This is a genomic window from Stutzerimonas degradans, assembly GCF_024448505.1.
Classification (GTDB): domain Bacteria; phylum Pseudomonadota; class Gammaproteobacteria; order Pseudomonadales; family Pseudomonadaceae; genus Stutzerimonas; species Stutzerimonas degradans.
The window spans coordinates 278,315-301,299 of record NZ_JAMOHV010000002.1 but is presented as its reverse complement, the minus strand read 5'-3'; the positions used below and the strand labels follow the sequence as shown (position 1 = coordinate 301,299).

Annotated in this window: 22 protein-coding genes and 2 pseudogenes; 23 read left to right on the top strand and 1 reads right to left on the bottom strand. The window is 64.7% G+C overall.

What is annotated here, in order from left to right; genetic code table 11:
- Positions 1-31 precede the first annotated feature (31 nt).
- The 4 genes and pseudogenes from NAV27_RS04310 to NAV27_RS04295 form a co-directional block, all read left to right on the top strand.
- Entirely contained in the window at positions 32-1,429 is a 1,398-nt protein-coding gene (locus NAV27_RS04310) for an OmpP1/FadL family transporter (protein WP_102827455.1), read from the top strand.
- Positions 1,430-1,833: 404 nt separating this feature from the next.
- A complete protein-coding gene (locus NAV27_RS04305; RefSeq protein ID WP_011005926.1) occupies positions 1,834-2,187 on the top strand; it encodes a hypothetical protein in 354 nt (117 codons plus the stop codon).
- 222 nt (positions 2,188-2,409) lie between these two features.
- Positions 2,410-3,392 (top strand): annotated as a pseudogene (locus NAV27_RS04300) (transposase); the annotation flags it as partial.
- A gap of 118 nt (positions 3,393-3,510) precedes the next feature.
- A pseudogene (locus NAV27_RS04295) lies at positions 3,511-3,618 on the top strand (IS5/IS1182 family transposase); the annotation flags it as partial.
- Positions 3,619-3,824: 206 nt separating this feature from the next.
- Here NAV27_RS04295 and NAV27_RS04290 read toward each other — a convergent pair.
- Positions 3,825-4,160, bottom strand: a complete 336-nt coding sequence (locus NAV27_RS04290; RefSeq protein ID WP_081262894.1) for a transposase — start codon at positions 4,158-4,160, stop codon at positions 3,825-3,827.
- Between the two features lie 463 nt (positions 4,161-4,623).
- Between NAV27_RS04290 and NAV27_RS04285 the strand changes: the two genes are divergently transcribed.
- The 19 genes from NAV27_RS04285 (at position 4,624) to NAV27_RS04195 (ending at position 22,963) form a co-directional block, all read left to right on the top strand.
- The gene (locus NAV27_RS04285; RefSeq protein ID WP_045633952.1) at positions 4,624-4,995 is read left to right on the top strand and encodes an integrative conjugative element protein, RAQPRD family; all 372 of its coding nucleotides are present in this window, start codon (positions 4,624-4,626) and stop codon (positions 4,993-4,995) included.
- Positions 4,992-5,231 carry a TIGR03758 family integrating conjugative element protein gene (locus NAV27_RS04280; RefSeq protein ID WP_003294214.1) on the top strand — a complete coding sequence of 80 codons (240 nt, stop codon included), beginning with the start codon at positions 4,992-4,994 and terminating at the stop codon, positions 5,229-5,231. The genes NAV27_RS04285 and NAV27_RS04280 overlap by 4 nt, the downstream gene beginning before the upstream one ends.
- 22 nt (positions 5,232-5,253) lie before the next feature.
- The gene (locus NAV27_RS04275; protein WP_045633951.1) at positions 5,254-5,622 is read left to right on the top strand and encodes a TIGR03745 family integrating conjugative element membrane protein; all 369 of its coding nucleotides are present in this window, start codon (positions 5,254-5,256) and stop codon (positions 5,620-5,622) included.
- Between the two features lie 12 nt (positions 5,623-5,634).
- Entirely contained in the window at positions 5,635-6,045 is a 411-nt protein-coding gene (locus NAV27_RS04270) for a TIGR03750 family conjugal transfer protein (protein ID WP_045633950.1), read from the top strand.
- The gene (locus NAV27_RS04265) at positions 6,042-6,734 is read left to right on the top strand and encodes a PFL_4703 family integrating conjugative element protein (protein WP_045633949.1); all 693 of its coding nucleotides are present in this window, start codon (positions 6,042-6,044) and stop codon (positions 6,732-6,734) included. Before NAV27_RS04270 ends, NAV27_RS04265 begins: the two co-directional genes overlap by 4 nt.
- A complete protein-coding gene (locus NAV27_RS04260; protein ID WP_160524675.1) occupies positions 6,731-7,645 on the top strand; it encodes a TIGR03749 family integrating conjugative element protein in 915 nt (304 codons plus the stop codon). The genes NAV27_RS04265 and NAV27_RS04260 overlap by 4 nt, the downstream gene beginning before the upstream one ends.
- The gene (locus NAV27_RS04255) at positions 7,642-9,075 is read left to right on the top strand and encodes a TIGR03752 family integrating conjugative element protein (protein ID WP_102827454.1); all 1,434 of its coding nucleotides are present in this window, start codon (positions 7,642-7,644) and stop codon (positions 9,073-9,075) included. The genes NAV27_RS04260 and NAV27_RS04255 overlap by 4 nt, the downstream gene beginning before the upstream one ends.
- Entirely contained in the window at positions 9,056-9,490 is a 435-nt protein-coding gene (locus NAV27_RS04250; RefSeq protein ID WP_102827453.1) for a TIGR03751 family conjugal transfer lipoprotein, read from the top strand. The genes NAV27_RS04255 and NAV27_RS04250 overlap by 20 nt, the downstream gene beginning before the upstream one ends.
- Positions 9,490-12,378, top strand: coding sequence for a conjugative transfer ATPase (locus tag NAV27_RS04245; RefSeq protein WP_102827452.1), 2,889 nt, complete (start codon positions 9,490-9,492; stop codon positions 12,376-12,378). Before NAV27_RS04250 ends, NAV27_RS04245 begins: the two co-directional genes overlap by 1 nt.
- Before the next feature lie 13 nt (positions 12,379-12,391).
- Positions 12,392-13,135, top strand: coding sequence for a DsbA family protein (locus NAV27_RS04240; protein ID WP_016446150.1), 744 nt, complete (start codon positions 12,392-12,394; stop codon positions 13,133-13,135).
- Between the two features lie 195 nt (positions 13,136-13,330).
- Positions 13,331-13,825, top strand: a complete 495-nt coding sequence (radC, locus tag NAV27_RS04235; RefSeq protein ID WP_003140985.1) for a RadC family protein — start codon at positions 13,331-13,333, stop codon at positions 13,823-13,825.
- A 190-nt stretch (positions 13,826-14,015) separates the two neighbouring features.
- Complete coding sequence (locus NAV27_RS04230) at positions 14,016-14,492, top strand: MerR family transcriptional regulator (protein ID WP_016446149.1); 477 nt, start codon at positions 14,016-14,018, stop codon at positions 14,490-14,492.
- Positions 14,489-17,452, top strand: coding sequence for an HsdM family class I SAM-dependent methyltransferase (locus NAV27_RS04225; RefSeq protein ID WP_018076246.1), 2,964 nt, complete (start codon positions 14,489-14,491; stop codon positions 17,450-17,452). The genes NAV27_RS04230 and NAV27_RS04225 overlap by 4 nt, the downstream gene beginning before the upstream one ends.
- Before the next feature lie 149 nt (positions 17,453-17,601).
- Positions 17,602-18,120, top strand: coding sequence for a hypothetical protein (locus NAV27_RS04220; RefSeq protein WP_017462901.1), 519 nt, complete (start codon positions 17,602-17,604; stop codon positions 18,118-18,120).
- 143 nt (positions 18,121-18,263) lie between these two features.
- Entirely contained in the window at positions 18,264-18,707 is a 444-nt protein-coding gene (locus tag NAV27_RS04215; protein ID WP_016446147.1) for a TIGR03757 family integrating conjugative element protein, read from the top strand.
- On the top strand, positions 18,704-19,648 hold the full coding sequence (locus tag NAV27_RS04210; protein ID WP_031688110.1) for a TIGR03756 family integrating conjugative element protein: 945 nt from the start codon (positions 18,704-18,706) through the stop codon (positions 19,646-19,648). The genes NAV27_RS04215 and NAV27_RS04210 overlap by 4 nt, the downstream gene beginning before the upstream one ends.
- Positions 19,649-19,658: 10 nt before the next feature.
- Positions 19,659-21,065, top strand: coding sequence for an integrating conjugative element protein (locus NAV27_RS04205; RefSeq protein ID WP_041106825.1), 1,407 nt, complete (start codon positions 19,659-19,661; stop codon positions 21,063-21,065).
- Entirely contained in the window at positions 21,062-21,415 is a 354-nt protein-coding gene (locus NAV27_RS04200; protein ID WP_003292115.1) for a hypothetical protein, read from the top strand. Before NAV27_RS04205 ends, NAV27_RS04200 begins: the two co-directional genes overlap by 4 nt.
- Before the next feature lie 15 nt (positions 21,416-21,430).
- Entirely contained in the window at positions 21,431-22,963 is a 1,533-nt protein-coding gene (locus NAV27_RS04195) for a conjugal transfer protein TraG N-terminal domain-containing protein (protein WP_017462897.1), read from the top strand.
- The last annotated feature ends 22 nt before the right edge of the window (positions 22,964-22,985 follow it).

The window sequence follows — 22,985 nt, the reverse complement described above, 5'->3', positions numbered from 1 at the left end:
CATATAAAAACGTTAATAAACGGTGAAGCATATGAAAATAAAAAATTTACCCAATAAGGTAATTAGTGGTGTGATCTTGGGTATCGCATCAAGCCATGCGATAGCGACGGATGGTTTGTTCTTGGAGGGCTTTGGAGCAATTTCTAGGAGCATGGGTGGAACGGCTGTTGCGCATTATGTCGGGCCCGCGTCGATGATGGTCAACCCAGCGACCATGGATTTATCTGATTCTGCCGGCGAACTGTTGCTCGGATTCGATCTTATCACTACAGACATTGGCGCCACTAACCTGGAGACCGGGGAGCATGTGTCGTCGAGTGACCATTCGAACAACAGAGGACCCTATGTTGCCCCCCAGTTTGCTTATATCCACAAGGTTTCCAACTGGACCTTCGGTGCGGGCGTGTTTGCACAAGCCGGTGTAGGGGTGGAATATGGGGATGACAGTTTTTTGTCGCGCGGTGATGTTGGTGGAAAGGGTTATGCTGCCGGGGCGGATACCGGTCTTGAAAATGCGAGCCGTTTGTTTATCCTTGATATACCTTTTGCTGCGAGCTTTAAAGTTAACGATCGCCTGACCATTGGCGGTTCACTTGATGCCAAGTGGACTGGCTTGAATCTTGATTATTTACTTGGAATGAACCAGCTAGGTAGTCTAGCGGGGGATGGGCGAGCGTCCGGCTCCTTAATGGGGGTGATTGGAACCTTGCCCGACCCACGGGGTGTCCATTTGAGCGTTAGCAAAAACAAAGAGATTTCGAGTGGCGTTGATGGGTGGGGGTATTCGGGCAGATTAGGGTTATTGTACAAGGTGGCCCCCACAACGAATGTGGGTGTCTCCTACATGTTCAAAAGTCACATGAACGACTTGAAAGGGAAGGGGACTGTTACAGCGGTGGACGGTATTGCCGGTAATGTGCCTATCGAAGGCGAGGTTCGGGTTTTGGACTTCAATACGCCAGCCAAGCTTGATGTGGGTATCAGCCATCAGGTCACGGATAAATGGTTGATCGCTTTTGATGTTTCTCGCGTTTTCTGGAAGGATGCTTTGAAGGACATTAAATTGGGGTTCGCCAGTGGGATGGGCGATGTTGACTTAAAGCTGCCGCAGGATGCCAAGGATCAAACGATCATGGCGATTGGCACGTCGTATGCGGCAACCCCGCGTTTAACCCTGCGAGCAGGATACCGTCATGCCACGCAGCCATTCAATGACGAAGGGCTGCTGGCGCTGATTCCAGCAGTGCTACAGGATCATGCCTCTTTAGGATTTAGTTATCAGTTATCCAAATCAGGCAGATTCGATGCTGCCTACTCGCACGCCTTCAAGGAAAGTATGACCAACCGGTCGGCTTACAACACCTCATCGCCCGTGAAATCGTCCATAGCGCAAGATAATTTCGTCCTGGCCTATAATTATTCATTCTGATTAAAACGCTTATCGTAAGCCTCTGAAGTTCGAACTGATCAATTTGAGCCGCTATCTTTGTTGGCTCAATCTTCGGGTTCAATAGCTATCTGGTTAACTAGCCTGGTAGGCATGAGTGGCTACTGAGATGTGCATTGCAGGTCAGGTTGGTGGCGATAAGTCTTGATGCTGGCTTAAGATCATAATATTAGCAAGGAGGCGGACTGAAAGTTGCACTTGCGTATTCGTTAGCGATACTTCTTGACCGTCTTTGAGCGAGCAAGTAAGTCAATGTGCTATCGATGGAATGAGCTTACTGGAAGACCGCTGGTTTTCGTCGTTGCTATATTCTAGCAATGCCACATTATTGGGGGCGGCGAGTGGCGGCCGTCATTCTATAAAGACACCAAATTGAGGAGCAACTGATGGAGCTTGTGAAGTGGATATTCTGGTGGATGGTAGCGGCTGCTTCGGGCGGGTTACTTTTAGCCCTGCTGACGGCTATAAAGGTGCGTTACCCTTCGTGGTTGAGGTTGGCGCACGGTGGGCTCGCCTTCGCGGGACTCGTGACGCTGGTCTATGCGTTGTTTAGCGGCGGGCCCGATGCTTCGATTCCGCAGGCCGCTTTCTGGGCGCTGGGCCTGCTGGTAGCAGCCTTTCTGGGAGGGGCGTTGTTTTTTGGGGTGCTGTTCCGTAACGCCAAGCCTTGGTGGGCGATCATCGGGCACGGCGGCTTGGCGTTGGCGGGCGTTGTCGTGCTATTTATGGCCGCCTATTAAGGCGCGAGGGTGCCTTGCACCTGCACCGTCTGTTTGGTGGCGCGGATTATAGCTGCACGACAGTTCCGATAGTGTGGACGTGGGCGCATCAGTTTTTTTTGGGGGTATAAAGAGCCGACTCAGGTGGGGGACCAGTAAGCGCACCTCATGAATTAACCCGGCTTATTCATGAGGCCGACCTGAAAACGAAGATAGCGGATGGTATTCTCTCGGAAATTCAGTGTGTTCCGCCAAGAACATGAACCAAGAGAGCCATCCGCTATGGGTGAAAGCCTTCCGCCTGGACGCCCTCCTGAAACGGCGCTGTTCGTGTCGAGCTGAGCGGCCAGCGCACCACCAGCGACAGCGGTGCTCTGTTGTTGCGTGAAACCCTCGAACAGCGGCGTGATCGAGGCGCTGGAGGACAATCTGATCGACCTCCGCAACCCGCTGCGCATCCGTCATTCGCTGGCCAGCCAGCTTCGCACTCTGGTGCTGCAGCGCGCGATGGGCTGGATCGATCTCAGCGATACCGGCACGCTGCGCCGTGACCCGCTCTGGCAGTTGGCCTGCAGCGGTGCGCGTGGCATGAAGCCCCTAGCTCAGGGTCGGCTGTCTCAAGCCACGCTGTCGCGGCTGCTGACCTGCATGGGGCGAAATGACAACATCGATGCTGTGCATGAAGACCTGCTGCTGTTGGTGGTCTGGCGTCTGACCTCGCTGAAGCATGGCCAACGCCCCGAGCAGCTGACGCTGGACATCGACGGCGTGCCGATCGATGTCCACGGCCACTAGGGTGGCTCGGCGTTTCATGGGCTTTACAGCGCACGGATTTACTCACCGCTGGTGGCTTCGCTGGCCGAAACGGGCGACATGGTGGGTGGCCTGCTGCGCAGCCACATCGGCCTGCAGAAGCTGGCGGCACCGCACCTGAAGCGGCCACCGGGCCGTCAACCCGAGCAGCCTCGGGAGTGGTGCCACGACCTTGAGTACCAGGCTGGTTCCTGGCCGACGCCACGGCGCGTGGTGCTGGTGGTGCAGGAACGCCCCGATGACCTGTTGGTGCATGCCTTCTTCCTGGTCACCAACCTCGGCAAGTTCGACTGGCCATCGGAGAAGATCCTGGCGCTCTCCGCAAGCGAGGCAGCGCCGAGGCGTACATGGGCAAGGTCAAGTCGGCGCTCGACGCACACCTCTCATCGACTGATCGCGGCGCCTCCACTGTCTAGGACGCGATGGCCCGCAACGAGGTGAGCCTGCTGCTCAGCCTCTACGCCGGAGCTGTGGCGCCCACCAAGAGCGCTGCAGAAAAGTTTAAGTTGTGTATGCCATCGAGACGGCAGGAGGGGTCTGGCGAATAACACGGCGCAACTGGTGACACTATTCGCGCTGTCGAATCGGTGGATGGCACGCCCGCATTTACTGACGAACGCAGGAGAGGTGCACCTGTAGTGAGGGGAATGGCTACCGCGAGTTGCTCGCGGCGGCTGATTGATTTGCCGCTTTTAAAATCAGCGGAGGCTGAAGTCAGCCAGAAATGCATGGCTACTTCAGAGGATCCTTAGCACCGCTGCCTAGTAGCCTGTCGGACTTGAGTTCACGAGAGGGGCATCAGGAGCGAAGGCGAAGCCATTCGTCCGCTGCCGGCAGCGACGTGCCTACGAGATCCAGCGGTCGAGCAGGCTAGCGGCGTCATCCGGTGCGGGGCGTGCTTGATAGCGTTGGCGCAATGCCTCTTTCAGGCGCAAGGCACGCGCTGTCTTCAGGCCGCTGCGCTGCAGCCAATGCATGCTGTCGATCTGTTTGCGATACCAGTGCGCCGCGCGCTTGAGCAACGCCCAACGACTGCCTTTTAGCTCCGGCGCGAGCTTCACTTCCGCACGCCGAACCTGGTCGAGCGCCCGACTGGCCAGCGCCACCACATGAAATGGATCGAAGGCGAGGCGCGCCTGCGGATGCTGCTTGGCCGCGCCCGCCTGGAAGGCCCTGGGCAGTCGATACCAATGTCGGTGATCGCGTCGGGCTCGCCACCATACGCACGCAGATCGGCTGCGAACGTCGCAAAGGTCTGGGCATCCCGGCCCGGCGTGGCGAACAGCAAGCGCCGCGCATCGGTATTATGGAACAACGTCACGTAGAGCGCTGGCCGCGACGGGCGTTAGTCTCGTCCACACACGGCCGCCGCGCCGCGCTGAAGTTCACCGCGTGCACCCCACCCACGGCGGTGGGCATCGATGAGACGCGAAACTGGAAGAAGTGCAGGTGCTGCCAACGGCGCTCGCCCCGGTCGTGGATTGGCTGCTCCGGCGCAGGGCACGCCGGACACGGCAAGCGCTAGCTTGGTACTCTACGAAGTAGATCACGTGAATCCGGTTCGCAGCCCGTTCCGATTGTTTGCGGCAGATTCCAGCCGACCACCGCAGCATCCCACCATCCAGACGACTGCGGAACGGCGTGATGATACCCCTTGGCAACCCGCTGCCCCCTTGCCGCCGTGTGCCGGCCTTGGCCTTGGCGCTGATCATCGCGCTGGCCGGCGCATCGCCCGCATCGGCCGGCGATGCTGCCGCTGAACACGAGCAACTGGCCGCGCTCGCCCGCCAACTCGACCTGATCGACCGCCTGGCCGAGCACGCCGCCAGTACCACACCGCAGGCGCGCGCCCGCTACCACTTCGACTACGCCCGGCTGCGTGCCGACCTGACGCGCGTGCGTACCGGCGTGCAGGACTACCTCGTGCCCCAGCGCGCCCAGCCGCGCGATCCCGTCCCGCTGGCCGGCGATTACGTTCGCCGTGACCGCGCCGACGACGAGGAGCCGTCGCCATGACGCCCTCTGCCGATCAGGTCGCCGCCTTCCAGGCCAACGGCGGCTTTGCGCCTTCGGCCGTCGCTGCCGTGGTGCTGGGCTTCGTGTTCGCCGTGTTGCTGCTGTGGGGCGTGTGGGCCATGCGCACCGCCTACGTCGGCTGGGCCGAGCACCGCATCACTGAACGTCAGTTCCTCGCCGTCGTCGTGCGCTTCGTGGCGATGTACCTGGTGCTGACGTTCTTCCTCCTCTCCTGACCGTCACGAAGGGCCATGCGCCATGAACACTCCAACGACATCCCATCGCATCCCGTCCCGCATCGCCGCACCGCTGCTGCCGCTGGCGCTCGCGGGCCTACCGCTGTCGGCCTTCGCGCAGGGCCTGCCGACCATGGAAGACCCATCGCGCGGCCAAGGCAGCGGCATCCTGCAGACCTTGCAGAACTACGGCTACGACATCGTGCTGCTGATCGCGCTGCTCGTGGTCGCCTCGATGTTCATCGGTGTCTGCTATCACGCCTACACACGCTACTCGGAGATCCACACCGGCCGCGCCACCTGGGGCCAGTTCGGCCTGACGGTCGCCGTGGGCGCGATCCTGCTGGTGGTCGGCATCTGGCTGCTCACCAAAGCCACCGGCGTGCTGTAAGGGCGGCAAGCGATGGCCGATCCTTCGGAGACCCCGCGCGACACGCTGGTGACCTTCCTGCCGCACCGGCTGAACCGCCAGCCGGTGGTCGTGCGCGGGCTGACCGCCGATGAGTTGTGGATCTGCGCCGGCCTGTCTGCCGCAGCCGGGTTCGCGCTCGGCCTGCCGCTGGCCTGGCTCACGCACAGCATCGCCATGGTGCCCACGCTGATCGTCGCCGGCATCGCGCTGGGCGTTTTCGTCGGCGGCGGCTTCCTGCGCGCGCAGAAGCGCGGTCGGCCCGACACCTGGCTGTACCGGCAGCTCCAGTGGCGGCTGGCCTTGCGGAATCCGGCGCTGGCAGCGCTCCTGGGCGGCCAGCGCCTCGTCACCCGCTCGGGCTACTGGACGACCCGGCGCAATGCCGATCGAGGTGCGCCATGAGTCGTTTCAAGAACGAGGTTGCGCATCTGCAGGCGCACGTGAAGACGCTGCGCTTGGGCGCCGGCGCGCTGTTCGCGGTGGCGCTGCTGCTCGGCTTCGGTTGGTGGAGTGCGCCGAAGAGTCTGACCATCCATGTGCCGCCGGACCTGCGCTCGGGCAGCACGCGCAAGTGGTGGGACGTGCCGCCCGAGAGCGTGTATGCCTTCTCGTTCTACATCTGGCAGCAGGTGCAGCGCTGGCCCACGAACGGCGAAGAAGACTATCCACGCAACCTGCGCGCGCTGTCGGCCTACCTGACACCGAGCTGCCGGGCCTTCCTGCAGCAGGACTACGAATACCGGCGCGCCAGTGGCGAGCTGCGTCGGCGCGTGCGCGGCATCTACGAGATTCCCGGCCGCGGCTACGGCGACGATCCGGCCACGCGCGTCAAGGTGGTCTCCGACCGCGATTGGATCGTCACGCTCGACGTGAGCGCGGACGAATACTACGGCTCCGAGCAGGTCAAGCGCGCCCTGGTGCGCTACCCCATCAAGGTCGTCCGGCTGGACATTGACCCCGAGCGCAACCCCTTCGGCCTGGTGCTGGACTGCTACGCCGGCGCACCCCAGCGCATCGAACCGCCGCCGACGCTGACCCAGGCCGGCGCGCCCGCCAACACCTCCGGCCATCTGCAGGGAGACTCCCCATGAAGCCCGTTGCCTTGTCGGCCCTGGCCGCCTTCCTGCTGATCCTCGGTGTCGTGCCGGCCAGCCAGGCTGTGGAAATCCTGCGCTGGGAGCGCCTGCCCCTGCCGGTGCCGCTGGTGGTCGGCCAAGAGCGCGTGGTCTTCATCGAGCGCAATGTGCGCGTCGGCGTGCCGACCGGCGTTGGGGACCACCTGCGCGTGCAGAGTACGGGCGGCGCGATCTACCTGCGGGCGAGCGAGCCGATTCCGCCGACGCGGCTGCAACTGCAGGACGTGGAATCCGGCGCGCTGATCCTGCTCGACATCGCCGCCGAGCCGGCGCAGGACGGCCAGGCGCCGCTGGAGCCGGTGCGCATCGTGGCAGCGGAAGCCCCCGCCAAGCGCTACGGCGGCGGTACGACAGGCGGCGCGGACGAGCAGGCCGATGCACCCGCGGACGAATCCGTTCCCCGGCGCGAAACGCCGCTACCGGTCGTGCTGACGCGCCATGCCGCACAGAACCTGTACGCGCCGCTGCGCACCGTCGAGCCGGTGTCCGGCATCGGGCGCGTGAACCTGCGCCGCGACCTCGCGCTGGACACCCTGCTGCCGACGCTGCCGGTGCACGCGCGGGCGCTGGCCGCGTGGCGCCTGGAAGACCAGTGGGTGACGGCCGTGCGACTCACCAACACCGCCGCGCGCTGGCTCGACCTCGACCCGCGCGCGCTGCAGGGGAACTTCGTGGCGGCGACCTTCCAGCATCCGAACCTGGGGCCGGCCGGCACCCCGTCCGACACCACGGTGCTCTACCTGGTCACGCGCGGCCACGGCCTGGCCGAATCGCTGCTGCCGGCGCTGAGCCCGATCGACGCCACCGTGAACCTGCCGCCGGCCGCCGGCCGCCGCGGCCGGCTCGACGGCAGGAGCGCGCGATGAAGAGTAATCCGCTGCTCAAGTGGCTGCTGATCCCGATGGCGCTGCTACTGGTGTTCGTCGGAATCAAACTGTTCTCCGGCGCCCCGGGCGGCCAGCCCGCCCCCAAGGGCGCGGCCGGTACGCTCACGCCCGAGGAGATGAAGGCCCTGGGCATCGCCGGCGACACGCCGCGCGATACCGTCGCCACGCTGGTGGCCCAGGTCAAGCAGCTGCGCACCGAGCTGCAGAGCGCGCTCGGCGACAACAGGCAGCACAAGGCCGAGAACGAGCGTCTGCGGGCGCGGGAAAGCGCGATCGACCAGCGCATCCAGAGCGCGCTGGAAGGCGAGCGCAACCGCCTGGAGCAAGAGCGCACCCAGGTGGCCAGCGACAGGCAGCAGACCCAGGGGCTACTGCAGGACTTGCAGCGGCAACTGGACGGCCTTGCCGGCAAGGGTGGCCCGTCCGACCTGCCCGTCGGCCTGGGGCTGGAAGAGGGCGACGGGCAGCGCCTCGACCGCGGCACCAGTGGCACGCAGTGGGTCGAGCCCGACGATGCCAAGGTCGACGCCACAAACGGCAGCAAGGAGCCGAGCTTTCCCCAGAGCTTCGTGCCGGCCCAGAAAAGCCTGTCGGCCGCAGTGGAATCCGTCGCCGACGTCGGCAGCAGCGCGGTGGGCGCATCCGCGCAGGCTGTCTACACCGTGCCGTCGAACTCGACGCTCATGGGGTCGATTGCCATGACGGCGCTGATCGGGCGCGTGCCGATCGACGGAACCGTAAACGACCCGTACCCGTTCAAGGTGCTGATCGGTCCGGACAACCTCACGGCCAACGGCATCGACATCCCCGACGTGGCCGGCGCCGTGGTCAGCGGCACGGCCTCTGGGGACTGGACGCTTTCGTGCGTGCGCGGGCAAATCCGTTCGGTCACTTTCGTGTTCCACGACGGCACCATCCGCACCGTGCCCGAGGACGGTAACCGGGACCAGCGCGGCGGGCAAGCCAGTGCCAACAGCACGACGAGTGCCACGCCCGGCCTGGGCTGGATCAGCGATCCCTACGGCATTCCCTGCGTCAGCGGCGAGCGGCGCAGCAACGCGCAGCAGTACCTCGGCAGCCAGGCGCTGATCACCGCGGCCGGCGCGGGCGCGGCCTCGCTCATCAAATCCGACAACGGCAGCGTCGCCGTGGTCGCCAACGGCAATGGCTCGCTCGGCACGGTCGGCATCGGCGGCAACGAAGCGATGGGCCGGATCCTGGCCGGTGGCGTGCGGGACATGGCCGACTGGGTCAACAAGTTGTATGGCCAGGCCTTCGCGGCCGTTTACGTGCAGCCCGGCGCCAGGGTCGCCGTGCATCTGGAGCAGCCGCTCAACATCGACCGCGACGCCCAGGGGCGTCGGGTGAACCACCGCATCGGAGAAGCCCATGCCTCGGACCTGGATTGACGCGGCCGTCGTGCTGCTGGCGGCCGTCTTGCTCGGCGGCTGCGCGACCAGCAAGGAGAAGCTCCTGCCCCACGGCCACAACACCATGCTCGACATCTGGCATCGGGAGACCGGCGGCGGCGAAGGCGGGGGCCCCGCCGCACGGCAACTGCTCGACGCACGCCAGGGCCTGCGCCGGCCGCTGACCGAAGCCGACGTGCAGGCCACACCCGCCGTGCAAGAGCGCTACACCCGTACCGCGCAGAACGAGATTCACCGCCAGTTCCACCGCCTGCCGAACCCCGACCTGGTGATGTACGTGTTCCCGCACCTGGCGGGCACCGACCCGGTGCCGGTGCCCGGCTACAGCACGGTGTTCCCGCTCTACCAGCGCGTGCAGTACGCGATGCCGGGCGAGCGCGTGGAGGACTACTGATGGCCTGGTCGCTGCCGTGGTCACGCAAGCCCGACGCTTCGCCTGCTGACGCCGTGGATGCGGCCGATGATGCCTGGGCACGGCACGTAACGGCGCTGGCGGCACAGGGTGTCGCCGAGCCGGGCAGCGCGCTCGGCCGGGGCCGGCGCAGGCCGGCCACCCAGGCCGACCACGATGCGCTCTATGGCGTCGCGCCGTCGTTCGCGGACTTGCTGCCCTGGGTCGAGTACCTGCCCGGCAGCAAGTGCATGTTGCTGGAAGACGGCCAGTCGGTGGCGGCCTTCTTCGAGCTGGCGCCGGTCGGCACCGAGGGCCGCGAGATGGCCTGGCTATGGCAGGCGCGCGATGCGCTGGAGAACGCCCTGCAGGACTCCTTCGACGAGCTGGACGACAACCCCTGGGTGGTGCAGCTCTACGCCCAGGACGAGGCCGACTGGAACAACTATCTGCGCTCCCTGGCGAACTATCTGCAGCCGCGTGCGCAGGGCAGCGCGTTCAGCGACTTCTACCTGCGCTTCTTCGCCCATCACCTGCAGGCCATCGCCAAGCCGGGCGGCTTGTTCGAGGACACCACGGTGACGCGCCTGCCGTGGCGCGGCCTGGTCCGGCGCGTGCGCATGGTGGTCTATCGCCGCACGTCCGCGGCCCCGACCCCACGGCGCGGCCAGTCGCCCGAGCAGGCGCTGACCACGACCTGCGACCGCCTGGTCGGCGTGCTGGCGAATGCCGGCGTGAAAGCCCGGCGTCTCGGCGCGACGGACATCCACGCCTGGCTGCTGCGCTGGTTCAACCCGCATCCGACCCTGCTCGGCCCGAGCGCCGAAGACCGCGAGCGCTTCTATGCGCTGACCCGCTACCCGGAAGAGCGGGAAGAGGGCGAGATCGAACTCGCCAGCGGCACCGACTTCGCGCAGCGCCTGTTCTTCGGCAAGCCACGCTCGGACGTGCCCAACGGCCTTTGGTTCTTCGACAGCATGCCGCATCGGGTGATCGTGATGGATCGCCTGCGCACGCCACCCGTGACGGGCCATCTGACGGGCGAGACGCGCAAAGGCGGCGACGCCATGAACGCGCTGCTCGACCAGATGCCCGAGGACACGGTGATGTGCCTGACGCTGGTCGCCACGCCCCAGGACGTGCTGGAGGCGCACCTGAACCACCTCGCCAGGAAGGCCGTTGGCGAGACCCTGGCCTCGGAGCAGACCCGGCAGGACGTGCAGCAGGCGCGCGGCCTGATCGGTAGCGCGCACAAGCTCTACCGCGGCGCACTGGCGTTCTACCTGCGCGGCCGCGACCTGGCCCAGCTCGACGCGCGCGGCCTGCAACTCGTCAACGTGATGCTCAACGCGGGCCTGCAGCCGGTGCGCGAGGAAGACGAGGTGGCGCCGCTGAACAGCTATCTGCGCTGGCTGCCGTGCGTGTTCGATCCGGCTGCCGACAAGCGCCAGTGGTACACCCAGCTCATGTTCGCGCAACATGCGGCGAACCTGGCGCCGGTCTGGGGCCGCAGCCAGGGCACCGGGCATCCGGGCATCACGTTCTTCAACCGCGGCGGCGGTCCGATCACCTTCGATCCGTTGAACCGCCTCGACCGGCAGATGAACGCGCATCTGTTCCTGTTCGGCCCCACGGGTTCGGGCAAGAGCGCGACGCTCAACAACATCCTGAACCAGGTGACGGCGATCTATCGGCCGCGCCTGTTCATCGTCGAGGCGGGCAACAGCTTCGGCCTGTTCGGCGACTTCGCGGCACGGCTGGGCCTCACCGTGCATCGGGTGAAGCTCGCGCCCGGCGCGGGCGTCAGTCTGGCGCCGTTCGCCGACGCCTGGCGCCTGGTCGATACGCCGAGCCAGGTACAGACGCTGGACGCCGATGCGCTCGACGAAGATCAGCCCGATGCCGGCATGGCCGTGGAAGGCGATGAGCAGCGTGACGTGCTCGGCGAACTGGAGATCACTGCACGGCTGATGATCACCGGCGGCGAGGACAAGGAAGAAGCGCGCATGACGCGCGCCGACCGCAGCCTGATCCGCCAGTGCATCCTCGATGCGGCCCAGCGCTGCGTAGCGGAGAAGCGCACGGTACTGACCCGCGACGTGCGCGAGGCGCTGCGCGAGCGCGCCCGCGACGCCACGCTGCCTGAGATGCGGCGCGCACGGCTGCTGGAGATGGCCGACGCCATGGACATGTTCTGCCAAGGCGTGGACGGCGAGATGTTCGACCGGTCCGGCACGCCGTGGCCCGAGGCGGACATCACCATCGTGGATCTCGCCACCTTCGCGCGCGAGGGCTACAACGCCCAACTCTCGATTGCCTACATCTCGCTCATCAACACCGTCAACAACATCGCCGAGCGCGACCAGTTCCTGGGCCGCCCGATCATCAACGTGACGGACGAAGGCCACATCATCACGAAGAACCCGCTGCTCGCGCCCTACGTGGTCAAGATCACCAAGATGTGGCGCAAGCTCGGCGCCTGGTTCTGGCTCGCCACGCAGAACCTGGACGACCTGCCGAAAGCGGCCGAGCCCATGCTCAACATGATCGAGTGGTGGATCTGCCTGTCGATGCCGCCCGATGAAGTCGAGAAGATCGCGCGCTTCCGCGAACTCAACGCTTCGCAGAAGGCGCTGATGCTCTCGGCCCGCAAGGAGGCCGGCAAGTTCAGCGAGGGCGTCATCCTGTCCAAGTCGATGGAAGTGCTGTTCCGCGCCGTGCCGCCCAGCCTCTACCTGGCGATGGCGATGACCGAGCCCGAAGAGAAGGCCGAACGCTTCCAGTTGATGCAGCAGCACGGCATCAGCGAGCTGGACGCCGCCTTCCGCGTGGCCGAGAAGATCGACCGTGCGCGGGGCATCGAACCGCTGGCGCTGGATACGTTGGCCTGACGGGAGCGACACGATGCGCCTGCCCTCATTCGCCCGCCGTCATCCCTGGATCGGTCTGCTGATCGTGGTGACGATTGCGGTTGCCTCGTGGATGCTGCTGCGCGCGCCGCATCCGGCAACCGAGTCCATGCCCCTGGCCGCCGCCGGGTCCGAGGGGCCGAAACCGGCTGGCCCGCCCTGGCTGTATGGCCGTGCCGATGCGCGCTTCACGGTGGTCGGCTACGCCGACCTGGAGTGTCCGTACTGCCGGGCCTACTTCCCCGAACTCAAGCGCTGGATCGACGCCCATCCCGAGGTGAACTGGCAGTGGCACCACCTGCCGCTGTCCATGCACGAGCCGGCCGCGACTGCCGGGGCACGCCTGGCCGAGTGCGCGGGCGAGACGGGCGGACACGCCGCGCTTTGGCAGGCAGTGGCCTGGCTCTACGCAAACACCCGTGGCGACGGCCAGGGCCTGCCGGAGGGCCTGCGCTATCCCGACCTCACGCCGGCCATGCAGGGTTGTCTCGACAGCGAGCGCCCCGATGCCGTCATCCGTGCCCAGGCGGCGGAAGCAGCACAGCAGGGCATCGCGGCCACGCCGGCCCTGCAACTGCGCGACCGCGAGTCCGGCAAGACCCTCCTGCTGCACGGTCCCGTCGAAGGCGATGCCTTGCTGTCGGCCATCGACCTGCTCGCCGCCGGCAGCACGACCGCGGCCGAACCCGCCCATTCCCCAGACATGCCCGCCGGCGTCGCCGGTGACATGCCCAGGTAGCCATCGATCTTCAAGGCTGCGGCGCGGCTCGTCCGCGTTGATCGAAACCCGTTCGCATCGCATCCCTTGACGCGAACAGCCACCGCATCCGCGGTGGTGGATGCCCGCTCGTCACCTGTTCCATCCCCATCGTCCCCCGGAGGGTTTGCCCTCCTGGGGCAGGCGCCCTCCGATCTCATCCATTGGAGGTTCGCCATGTCTCTTGCCATCGCCGACTCCCGCCCGGAGTCGCTCACCCTGATCGCCGCCCAGCACGAAGACTGGATCATCCAGCAGGCCATCACCCTGCTGGAGAACCGCGTGTTCAAGGCCGGTCCGGCGCTGGGCAGTCCCGCCGCCGTGCGCGACTACCTGCGCCTGAAACTGGTCGCGGAGCCGAACGAAATCTTCGCCGTCGTGTTTCTCGACAACCAGCACCAGGTGCTCGCCTACGAGCCGCTGTTCAAGGGCACGGTCGACCAGACTTCGGTGTATCCGAGGGTGGTGGTCCAGCGTGCGCTGGCGCTCAACGCTTCGGCGCTGATCCTGGCGCATCAGCATCCCTCGGGGAACACCGAGCCCTCGGCCGCTGATCGTGTGATCACCGAGCGGCTGAAGAGCGCCCTGGCCACCGTCGATGTCCGGGTGCTGGATCACTTCATCGTCGGCAAGGGCAGCCCGTACTCGTTCGCCGAAGCCGGCTTGTTGTAGTCCGCAGGCGCCCCTTCCGGGGGCGCCTTGCGTCTTGCCCCTATCCACACGTTCGCGATGCGCTCTGATGGTCGCGACTTTCGGAAGCTTGGAAGGCTTGTGGGATAGGCGGCTGAACCGGCCTTTACCTGTTGAGAAGCACACCTTTGCATGGCAGAATCTGCATATTTTCTAGTTGCCAGCAACGCGAATGTCTGCCGTCACCGCCATCCAGTACACTCAGGACCAGATGCGCACGCTAACCGGCGTGTCCGTCGAAACGGTGCGGCATTGGCGCAAGACCGTGCCCTACTTGGCGTCCAAGACCGGGAAGGCTGCCCGATTCACCTTCGCGGATCTCCTAGGCTTGGCCGTTACCAATGAGTTGGTCAGCTCGTTGGGAGTGCACATCGCCACCGTCAGCGTCGGCGTTGACGCGCTCTTTCGGTTGCTGGGCACGAGTAGCGCATTGGCGCTGAATGGGTCCGTGGCGTTCGTGACGGCCACTTCGGCGACCCTGTGCGATATCGGCCCCGAGGGGATTGGACCGGCGCCGACGCAACCGACTCTCGTCATCCCGCTCGATCCGTTGATCATGCGGCTTCAGCAGCACATGCTGCCGATCGTCCCGACGCCGAGCCAGGCAGCGTTGCCGTTTCCACCCGAAGCTATCCGGAGTAGGGCGTGAACACTGCCACGCTGGAACAGGTGCTCGCCGCAACCGGCTACCTGCCGGACGGGCAACCCGCGCCCGGTCTTCGGTTGGGGGCCGAGGCGCAGTCCTCGCGCCACGGCCGCGTTTTTGTTCCGGACGCATTGTGGCGCAGCGCGTCGTCGTTGACCGTCTACTTCAAGTTTGAGCAAAGCGCGCCTGCAGACGATCTGGTCAGCCAGTGGCGACGAGAGGTCTGGAACGAGGGGTTCGCGCCGTTGCTGTGGGTGATCTCGCCGCAGCGTATCGACCTGTACAACGGTTTCGGCACACCCGCGAAAGAAGGCGATGCCCAGAGACATTTGATTCGGCGTTTCGAGAACATCGAAGGTTCGCTTCATGAACTGGACGAGTTGGCCGGCCGACTGGCGATCGAGACGGGCCAATTCTGGGCCCAGGTGCCGGCCATCGATCGCAAGACCAGCGTCGATCAGAAGCTCCTGTCTGACCTTGGATGTCTCGAACGCGATTTGGTCGCAGGCAATCTCGCGCGCGATGCGGCGCAGGCCTTGATTGGGCGCGTGATCTTCACCCAGTACCTGATTGACCGCGAGATCGTCAGTGCGGCGCGGTTGAAGCGGGTATGCGGCCGCACGGCGTTGCCGGCGATCCTGCACGACCGGCCAGCGACCAGCAAGCTGTTCGCATGGCTGGCCCAGACCTTCAACGGCGATATGTTTCCGCCCTCGTCGGTGAAAACGACACCAGCAGCTCACCATTTGACGCGGGTTGCGGAGTTCCTGGAGGCTGTCGATCCTGAAAGCGGGCAACTCAGCTTCTTCCCGTACCAGTTCGACGTGATTCCGGTCGAGCTCATCAGCTCGATCTACGAGCAGTTTGCACATGCTGAGCCGCAGACTGGAGGAAAGCGCACAGAAGCGTTGCGAAACGGCGTGCACTACACGCGACTGTCCGTCGTCTCGCTGGTCCTCGATGAGGTCATGGATGGTCTATCTGGACGGGAGTCGGTGCTGGATTTGACGTGCGGCTCCGGTGTCTTCCTGGTCGAAGCGCTGCGGCGCTTGGTTCATCTTCGCTCGCAAGGTCAGCCGCCCACGAGGGAGCTGATCCGCTCGACGCTCTACGGGCAGGTGTATGGCGTAGACATTAGCGAAGCCGCGATTCGCGTCGCTGCGTTCAGCCTGTACCTGGCTGCGCTTGAGCTGGACCCTGACCCGCAACCACCGCAGTCCCTGAAGTTCCAGCCATTGATCGGCAGGACATTGCTCGTCGGTGACGCTCGTACTGTCGAACGTGATGGAGATGGCAAGGCCGTGCTGGCGACGCCGACAGGGCTGAAGCAGTTCGACCTTATCGTGGGCAATCCCCCTTGGAGCTTTAGGGGGCAGACAGGAACCGAAGCGCGGCGCAAGACCAGGGTTGCGGGCGTACCTGCGCAACCGCGCGGTGAAGGCTTGGATTTCGTGTTGCGAGCGGCGGAGTTCTCACATGAGAAGACCCGTTTCGGCATCATTCTTAGCGCGATGCCGTTCTTCAGCCGCAGCGGCACCGGCATGGCAGCAGCTCAGCATGTGATGCGAGCCGTGGCTCCGATCACCTTGGTAAATCTGTCCAATTTGTGCAGTTGGCTCTTCGCGACAGCGGCCATGCCCGCAGTGGTTCTCTTTGCCCGTCATCGACCGAAGCAGCGAACGGATCAGGTCACGGTCGTTCAGATCCCGTGGACGCCCAGCGGTGCAAGGACTCATTCGTTCGAGGTGGCGCCGAGTGACGTCATCACTTTGACACTCGACGAAATCCAAGAACAGCCGTTGAAGCTCAAGGCAGCAGCCGTTGGCCGGCGCCGTGACCTCCTATTGCTGGATGACTTGACTTCGGCCCACAGAAATCTGGGCGAGCAACTCTCATTACTCGACACTACCTTCCAGGTTGGATTGATTCGCGGGGCCCCAGAGAATCAGACGCGCGATGCTCGCCCGCTAAAAGGATTGGATGTACTGCAAGTCAAAGACATGCAGCACTTCAACATTCCCGATGATTTGCCGACTTTCAGCCAATCGAAGGCACAATGGCCACGATCGCGGGAGATATATCAAGCCCCGCTTCTCATCGTGAAGGAAATGCTTCTGGGGAGTCCACGCGTCTTGGCGGCCGTCTCCGAGCGGGATCTCGTCTTCACGAACTCATACTTCGCAGTGTCTCTTCCGAGAGGGCACACGCGGACGGCACATTTGCTTGCCACCGTGTTGAGTTCTGCTTTTGCGACATGGTTCTTCTATCTGACCGCTGCAGAGTTTGGAATCTACAAGAGGAAGCTGCTGGCTCGCGACCTCAGCTTCCTACCGGTGCCTAATTTCACGAGCGCAGTGAAATCTGAGGCTGGCCAGCGCCTGCTGCAGATTGAGAAGAATCTGCGCGCCAACGGCACCGACGAGAGGGGATGGGCTGAACTGGACGAAGCTGTCTTCGATCTGTACGAACTGAACGATGCCGACCGAACTGTCATTCGAGACGGCCTCCTTCGCGCCGGGTGGCAATGGGAAACCGGCCGCGAATCATCCGTGGAGCCATCGGACAGTCGTACTGAGGTCACGGCGTATGCCAAGACGTTCCTGTCCGTTATCGAGGATTGGCTTTCCGTTCGCAATAAGCGGCACATGCGCGCCGAAGTGCTCGACTTGCCAAGCAGTTCGGCCTTGCGCGTCGTGCGCTTTGTCTTGGAAGAAGGGCCGGGTAATGCGAGCGTGAGCGTCGTGGCACCACAAGGCGAATTGGGTGAAGTACTGGCACGTATCGGCAGGCGCCTGAAAGTCAAGATTGCGACCGCGCTCAGTGCAGAGCGGGAATTGCGAGTACACGGACGCAACGAAGTCGTGATCATCAAGCCAGCAGCGCGGCGCTACTGGATGGGCATAGCGGCACTGGAAGATGCCGATGCAGTGGTCGCGGAGAGCTTTTCAGGGGGCAAAGTTTGAGGATCCCCTATGAGGCACCTCCTGCACTGGGCAGAGAGTTCATTGAACTTGAGCCCGAGGTTGTGGCGGTCATTCTGCTGACACTGGCCGCAGGTTGGCAGCGAGCATGCGCAGCCGAGGACGTGAATGCCAACGCTGGAGAGGTAATCATGACCGAGCGCCTGCGGGACGGGATGCGCATTGCGCTGAAGAACTCCCCGTGGAAGCAGATCATGGTGCTGCCTGGCACGGAATCGCGATCCAAAAGCAACGTGATGCTGCCAGACGGACGTACCGACATCCCGCTGGCGTTCGTCGAAATTTTCTTGCGCACGCAGGAGCATGATCCGCACGCGATCATCGAATGCAAACGAATCGCCGGGTCGGACACTCACTTGTGTCGAGAGTACGTCGTCGAGGGCATGGATCGATTCATCCAGGAGAAGTACGGCGAGAACCATGCTATCGGCTTCATGGTGGGGTACGTTCTTGCCGGCGCTCCTTCGGAATCCGCGGATGGCGTCAACGCTTACTTGAGAAGAGTTTCGCGCTCGGTAGATCGCCTCGCCCCGAGCGACATCAGTGACGGGACTTGGCAGAGCCTACATGCACGCTCCAAGCCGTCGATGCCGATTCGCTTACAGCATGCGTTTCTTGGGTTCGCGGGCACCTCAGCGTCCCGCACCTGATCTCCGCCTCCGACAGGAGGCAATCACAACGCTCACAACGGCATAGGGTATGAAACCGGCAGGGGCCGGATGCGGTTTCTTTGTCGCGCTAGATCGGCACTTGAAGTCGACTGTGACTTTGATCGACTCCAAGGACGCCCGATATGCCGGCCCCCGTCTTCAAGGCTTCGCCCCGGCTGCCGACCATCAGCATTGCGCCCGGACTGTGGGCAGTGCTGTTCATGTTTACCCAGACTGCAGCAGCCGACGTGCTCGTCGTCACCGACAGCCGTCATCCGGTGCAGGCTCCAGCCGGCGTGCGGATCATCGAGCTGGACCAGGCCACGCGCATCGAGGTCGAACTCGCCGCGCACCTACCGGCCGACCCGCAACAGGCTGCAGCCCTGGTGCGGCAGCGGTTGCATGACGGCGGCGAGGCCCTTCAACGCCGCATCGGCCACGCCTACCAAGGTGTCGCGGATGCCTGGGGACTGGGCATCGCCAAGATTCCCGCCGTGGTGGTCGATCGACGCTACGTGGTCTACGGCGAGCCCGACGTGCCCCGCGCCGTCGCGCGCATCAACGCCTACCGGAGCACGCAGCCATGAGCCTCCTGCTGGCATCCCGGCGCCTGCGCGCCACCGTCGCCTCGCTGCTGCTGAGCACGGCCACGTCGACGTTCGCCCTGGACACCGCCACCATCGTCTCGTCGGCGCTGTCCCCCGACTGCCTCGAATACCGCGTGGTCGGTATCTGCTACTGGCTGTACTGCACGCCCTTCGGCTGCTCGGTTCGCACTTCCGTCAAGGTGCGCCACTACGTCCCCGATGCGGTGGTGTCGAGCTACTCGAACACTGGCGAAAACCCGTGGCTGGAAGTCAGGGCGATGAGCATGCCCAACCCAAGTGCTAAGGCTGGCGGTGACGGCACGACCAATCACGACAACGAGAACAACCTCGCCAAGTTCAAGAACGCCGATGTCATCGGCCATCCGGCCGGGATGGTGTTCAGCCAGTTCGCCAGCGCCTCCGGCTACACCTGCGAAGGCGCTGGCACGGCCTTCATGCCGTATCTATTGAGCACGCTCGACACGATCGCCTGGCGCTACAACATCCCGGAAGCGTTCTACCCCGAAGCGCTCATCCCCGGCCGGCGCGAAATCGGTACGCGCACCGGCCTGAACCTCTGGGGCAACGTGTATCCCCGCGGTGGCTTCCTGCACCAGACCGACGACCACAAGAGCGGCGCCGTGGTCGCGCAGCGCGCGGGCGACATCGTGACGCGCCGCAACCAGATTCACGTGTATCAGCCCCTGCTGGCCAACGCCCGCGACGGCTACTGGCCGGCCGGCGCGCTGATGGAGACCGACGCCTCGACGGGCAAGTGGCAGGAGCTGACGCCCACGCTCTCGAACAGTTGCGTGGTCTTCCCGCACAGCCGCACCCGCGTGCAGGCCCAGCAGGGCGACTACGCCTGGGCCTTGTGGCGGCCGTACTCCTGCTGCCGGCGCCGTGGCCAGGTCTTCCTCGGCAGCGTCGATTTCATGTGAGGAACCCACGATGAACGCCTCCCTCTCTGACTTCCTCCGCCGCGCGAAATCGCCCCTGGGGGCCACGCTGCTCGTGGCGGCCATCACGCTGGTCGTCGGCGTCGCCTGGGGGCAGACGCGCATCGATCCCAATGGCGTGAACGTCAGCGGCAGCGTGATCGGCGACGACGTGCTCTACAGCATCGGCGGCGGCCGGGCCGTGTCGATGGGTGGTGCCGGCAACATGCAGAGCATCGGCGTCGGCGTCGGCTGGAACAGCAACCTGATCTGCGGCGACATGAGCATCACCACGACGCTGCAGAACCAGCTCAACGGCATCACCAACGGCTTCCAAACGATCATGAGCAACGTGATCCAGAACGCCACCAGCGCCGTGGCCTCGCTGCCGGCCCTGATCATCCAGCGCGCCGACCCGGGCCTGTACAACCTGCTCACCAACGGCATCCTGCAGGCGCGCCTGGATTTCGACCGCTCGAAGATGACCTGCCGCGCCATCGCCAATCGTATGGCGGACATGGCCGGCGGCCAGGCCGGCTGGGACCAGCTCGCCGAAGGGATGGCGCTGCGGGATGCGGTCAGCAGCACCGATGCCGTCTCCGCCATCGAGCAGGCCGAGTCCAACAAAGGGAACAACGGCGTGCCCTGGGTCGGCGGCGGCAACGCGGGCGGCTCCGGCCAGAGTTCGATCAAGGTGGTCGGCGACGTGACGCGCGCGGGCTACAACCTGCTCAACGGGCGCAGCGCCACCGATACCTCGTCGATCGCGCGCAGCGCCTGCGGCAACCGCCTGACCTGCCAGACCTGGTCGTCGCCTGGCGCGGCCGCGGCCTTTGCGAACCGCGTGCTGGGCGAACGCGAGCAACGCACCTGCGAAAACTGCACGAAGACCCAGACCACGCCTGGCGTCGGGCTCACGCCAGTGATCCAGGAAGAGTACGAGACCAAGCTGCAGGTGTTGCAGGAACTGGTGACGGGCGCCCGGCCGACGACACTGGCCAATCTCGACGCGGCCGGCAGCAGCTCGCTGCCGATCACCCGCGGCGTGATCGAGGCCCTGCGTGACGAGCCCGACCAGGACGTGCTGGGCCGGCGCCTCGCGTCCGAGGCTGCGCTGTCCAGCGTGCTGGAGAAGGCCTTGCTGCTGCAACGCACGTTGCTGACCGGCAAGAAGGAGCCGAACGTCGCCGCCAACGAGCTCGCCGTGCAGGCGGTGGACCAGGAGAACAGCGCGCTGGAGCAGGAGATCAGCAACCTCAAGACCGAGCTGGAGCTGCGCCGCACGCTGGCCGGCAACTCGGCGATGGCGATCATCCAGCGCCACAGTACCCGCGCTGCCGGCTCGCGCGGCGTCTTCGAGGGCGACACCACGCGCGACCGTCTGCGGGAAGTCCAGAAGCCGCGGAGCGGTACGCCATGAGCCGGCTCGCCTGGCTGCGGCTGCCATGGCTGTTCAACCGCCGCGTCGGCGTGGCGCTGCTGTGGACCTTGCTGGTGGTCGCCGCCGCGGTGGCGGTGAACATCGCCGGCATCCACGTGGTCGGCGGCGTCGAGGGCTGGCAGCACTGGCTGCAGGCGCACGCCGGCCACTTCTTCGTGTGGCGTCTGTGCCTCTACGGAGCGACGGCTTACGGCTGGTGGTGGATGCGTCGGCGCCTGTTGCGGCGGGAGCCGTCCCGCGAGACGCATCAGCGCCTGCTGCGCACGGAGATCGCGGCCGTCATCGCCGTGGTCGCGCTGGAAGCCAGCCAGCTGCTGCGGCACGGCTGAGACCGGGAGGCAGGCATGACGCTCTACACCACGGACTACTTGGAGTATTACCTGACCCTGGTGGCTTGGGTGGTCAACAACGGCATCTGGAGCATCCTCGTGGCCAGCGGCGTGTTCGCGCTGCCGTTCGTGGCCATCGTGATCCAGGAGTGGCTCAAGGCCCGCAGCGAAGGTGCGGACGAAGGCAACAAGGGCGTGCTGTCGTCGATGCGCATCGAGAACCGGGTGTGGGTGGCGATCGTGGTCATCATGTTCGCCGGCATCCCGTTCATCCCGGTGGATCTCGCCACGATCAGGTTCGACACCACGCGCTCCGCGCAATGCCAGGTCAGTGTCCCGCTGCCCAACGACACGGGCTGGTCCAACGTCTACACGGCGCTCAACGACCAGAGCGCGCTGGTGCCGGTGTGGTGGTTCTTCATGCACGCGCTGTCGAAAGCCGTGACGGGCTCCGCGGTGGCGGCGATTCCCTGCGGCACGGACCTGCGTCAGATTCGCATGGATGTGGATGCCACGCGCATCGACGATCCGGTGCTGGCACAGGAGGTCGCCGACTTCACGCACGACTGCTACGGGCCGTCGCGCGCCAAGCTGTTCATGAACCGGCCGACGCTCTCCGACGAGCAGATGAACGACGTCACCTGGATCGGATCGAGTTACTTCCTCGACACGCCCGGCTTCTATGACACCTATCGCGCCAAGACCCCACGCACGGCCTGGCCCTACGACGCGACCCGCGATGCGGGGCTGGCACAGGTGGGCAGCGGCGGCGGCTATCCATCCTGCCGGCAGTGGTGGGCCGATGGCGGCCAGGGACTGCGCAGCCGGCTGCTGGCACAGGTCGACCCGGACCTGCTGACCCGCATCGGGCGCTGGGTGGGATTCCTGTCGCAGAGCGAGGTCAATGACTCGGTGATCCGCGCCGTGGTCTCACCGAGGCAGCAGAAGATGAACCAGGGCGCCGTCTACACCGACTACGGCGGCCAGATCGACAAGACGCTGCCGAACGTCGTCACGCGCGGCGCGAGCGACCTGGGGTTGACCGTCGGCTCGCTGGGCTTTTTTCCGGCAATGGACGTGGTGCGCCAGGCGCTGCCGATGGTGCTGACCATGCTCAAGATGGCGCTCGTCATCTGCATCCCACTGGTGCTGCTGATCGGCACCTACGACCTGAAGACGGTGGTGACGGTGAGCTGCGTCCAGTTCGCGCTGTTCTTCGTGGACTTCTGGTTCCAGCTCGCGCGCTGGATCGACAGCACGATCCTGGATGCGCTCTACGGCTGGGGGTTTGGCGCGGACAGGCCGCACGCCAACTTCGACCCATTGATCGGCCTGAACAATGCGTTCGGTGACATGCTGCTGAACTTCGTCATGGCAACGATGTTCATCGTGTTGCCGACGTTCTGGGTCATGGCACTCGGATGGGCAGGCGTTCGCGCCGGAAACTTCCTGGGCGGTCTTATCACTGGCACGTCCGATGCGAAGTCGGCTGGGGGTAGTGGCTCTCGCCTTGCGATGACGGCTGTATCGAAAGGTGCTGCGAAGTAAGGAGCACTCTCTCGCGTTGATG

Coding starts and splice junctions, on each gene's coding strand:
- NAV27_RS04255 (WP_102827454.1), top strand. CDS start 7,642: ATGAAGAGTAATCCGCTGCTCAAGTGGCTGCTGATCCCGATGGCGCTG.
- NAV27_RS04205 (WP_041106825.1), top strand. CDS start 19,659: ATGAACGCCTCCCTCTCTGACTTCCTCCGCCGCGCGAAATCGCCCCTG.
- NAV27_RS04285 (WP_045633952.1), top strand. CDS start 4,624: ATGATACCCCTTGGCAACCCGCTGCCCCCTTGCCGCCGTGTGCCGGCC.
- NAV27_RS04260 (WP_160524675.1), top strand. CDS start 6,731: ATGAAGCCCGTTGCCTTGTCGGCCCTGGCCGCCTTCCTGCTGATCCTC.
- NAV27_RS04265 (WP_045633949.1), top strand. CDS start 6,042: ATGAGTCGTTTCAAGAACGAGGTTGCGCATCTGCAGGCGCACGTGAAG.
- NAV27_RS04215 (WP_016446147.1), top strand. CDS start 18,264: ATGCCGGCCCCCGTCTTCAAGGCTTCGCCCCGGCTGCCGACCATCAGC.
- NAV27_RS04250 (WP_102827453.1), top strand. CDS start 9,056: ATGCCTCGGACCTGGATTGACGCGGCCGTCGTGCTGCTGGCGGCCGTC.
- NAV27_RS04270 (WP_045633950.1), top strand. CDS start 5,635: ATGGCCGATCCTTCGGAGACCCCGCGCGACACGCTGGTGACCTTCCTG.
- NAV27_RS04240 (WP_016446150.1), top strand. CDS start 12,392: ATGCGCCTGCCCTCATTCGCCCGCCGTCATCCCTGGATCGGTCTGCTG.
- NAV27_RS04230 (WP_016446149.1), top strand. CDS start 14,016: ATGTCTGCCGTCACCGCCATCCAGTACACTCAGGACCAGATGCGCACG.
- NAV27_RS04220 (WP_017462901.1), top strand. CDS start 17,602: ATGACCGAGCGCCTGCGGGACGGGATGCGCATTGCGCTGAAGAACTCC.
- NAV27_RS04245 (WP_102827452.1), top strand. CDS start 9,490: ATGGCCTGGTCGCTGCCGTGGTCACGCAAGCCCGACGCTTCGCCTGCT.
- NAV27_RS04195 (WP_017462897.1), top strand. CDS start 21,431: ATGACGCTCTACACCACGGACTACTTGGAGTATTACCTGACCCTGGTG.
- NAV27_RS04280 (WP_003294214.1), top strand. CDS start 4,992: ATGACGCCCTCTGCCGATCAGGTCGCCGCCTTCCAGGCCAACGGCGGC.
- NAV27_RS04200 (WP_003292115.1), top strand. CDS start 21,062: ATGAGCCGGCTCGCCTGGCTGCGGCTGCCATGGCTGTTCAACCGCCGC.
- NAV27_RS04275 (WP_045633951.1), top strand. CDS start 5,254: ATGAACACTCCAACGACATCCCATCGCATCCCGTCCCGCATCGCCGCA.
- radC (WP_003140985.1), top strand. CDS start 13,331: ATGTCTCTTGCCATCGCCGACTCCCGCCCGGAGTCGCTCACCCTGATC.
- NAV27_RS04210 (WP_031688110.1), top strand. CDS start 18,704: ATGAGCCTCCTGCTGGCATCCCGGCGCCTGCGCGCCACCGTCGCCTCG.
- NAV27_RS04305 (WP_011005926.1), top strand. CDS start 1,834: ATGGAGCTTGTGAAGTGGATATTCTGGTGGATGGTAGCGGCTGCTTCG.
- NAV27_RS04310 (WP_102827455.1), top strand. CDS start 32: ATGAAAATAAAAAATTTACCCAATAAGGTAATTAGTGGTGTGATCTTG.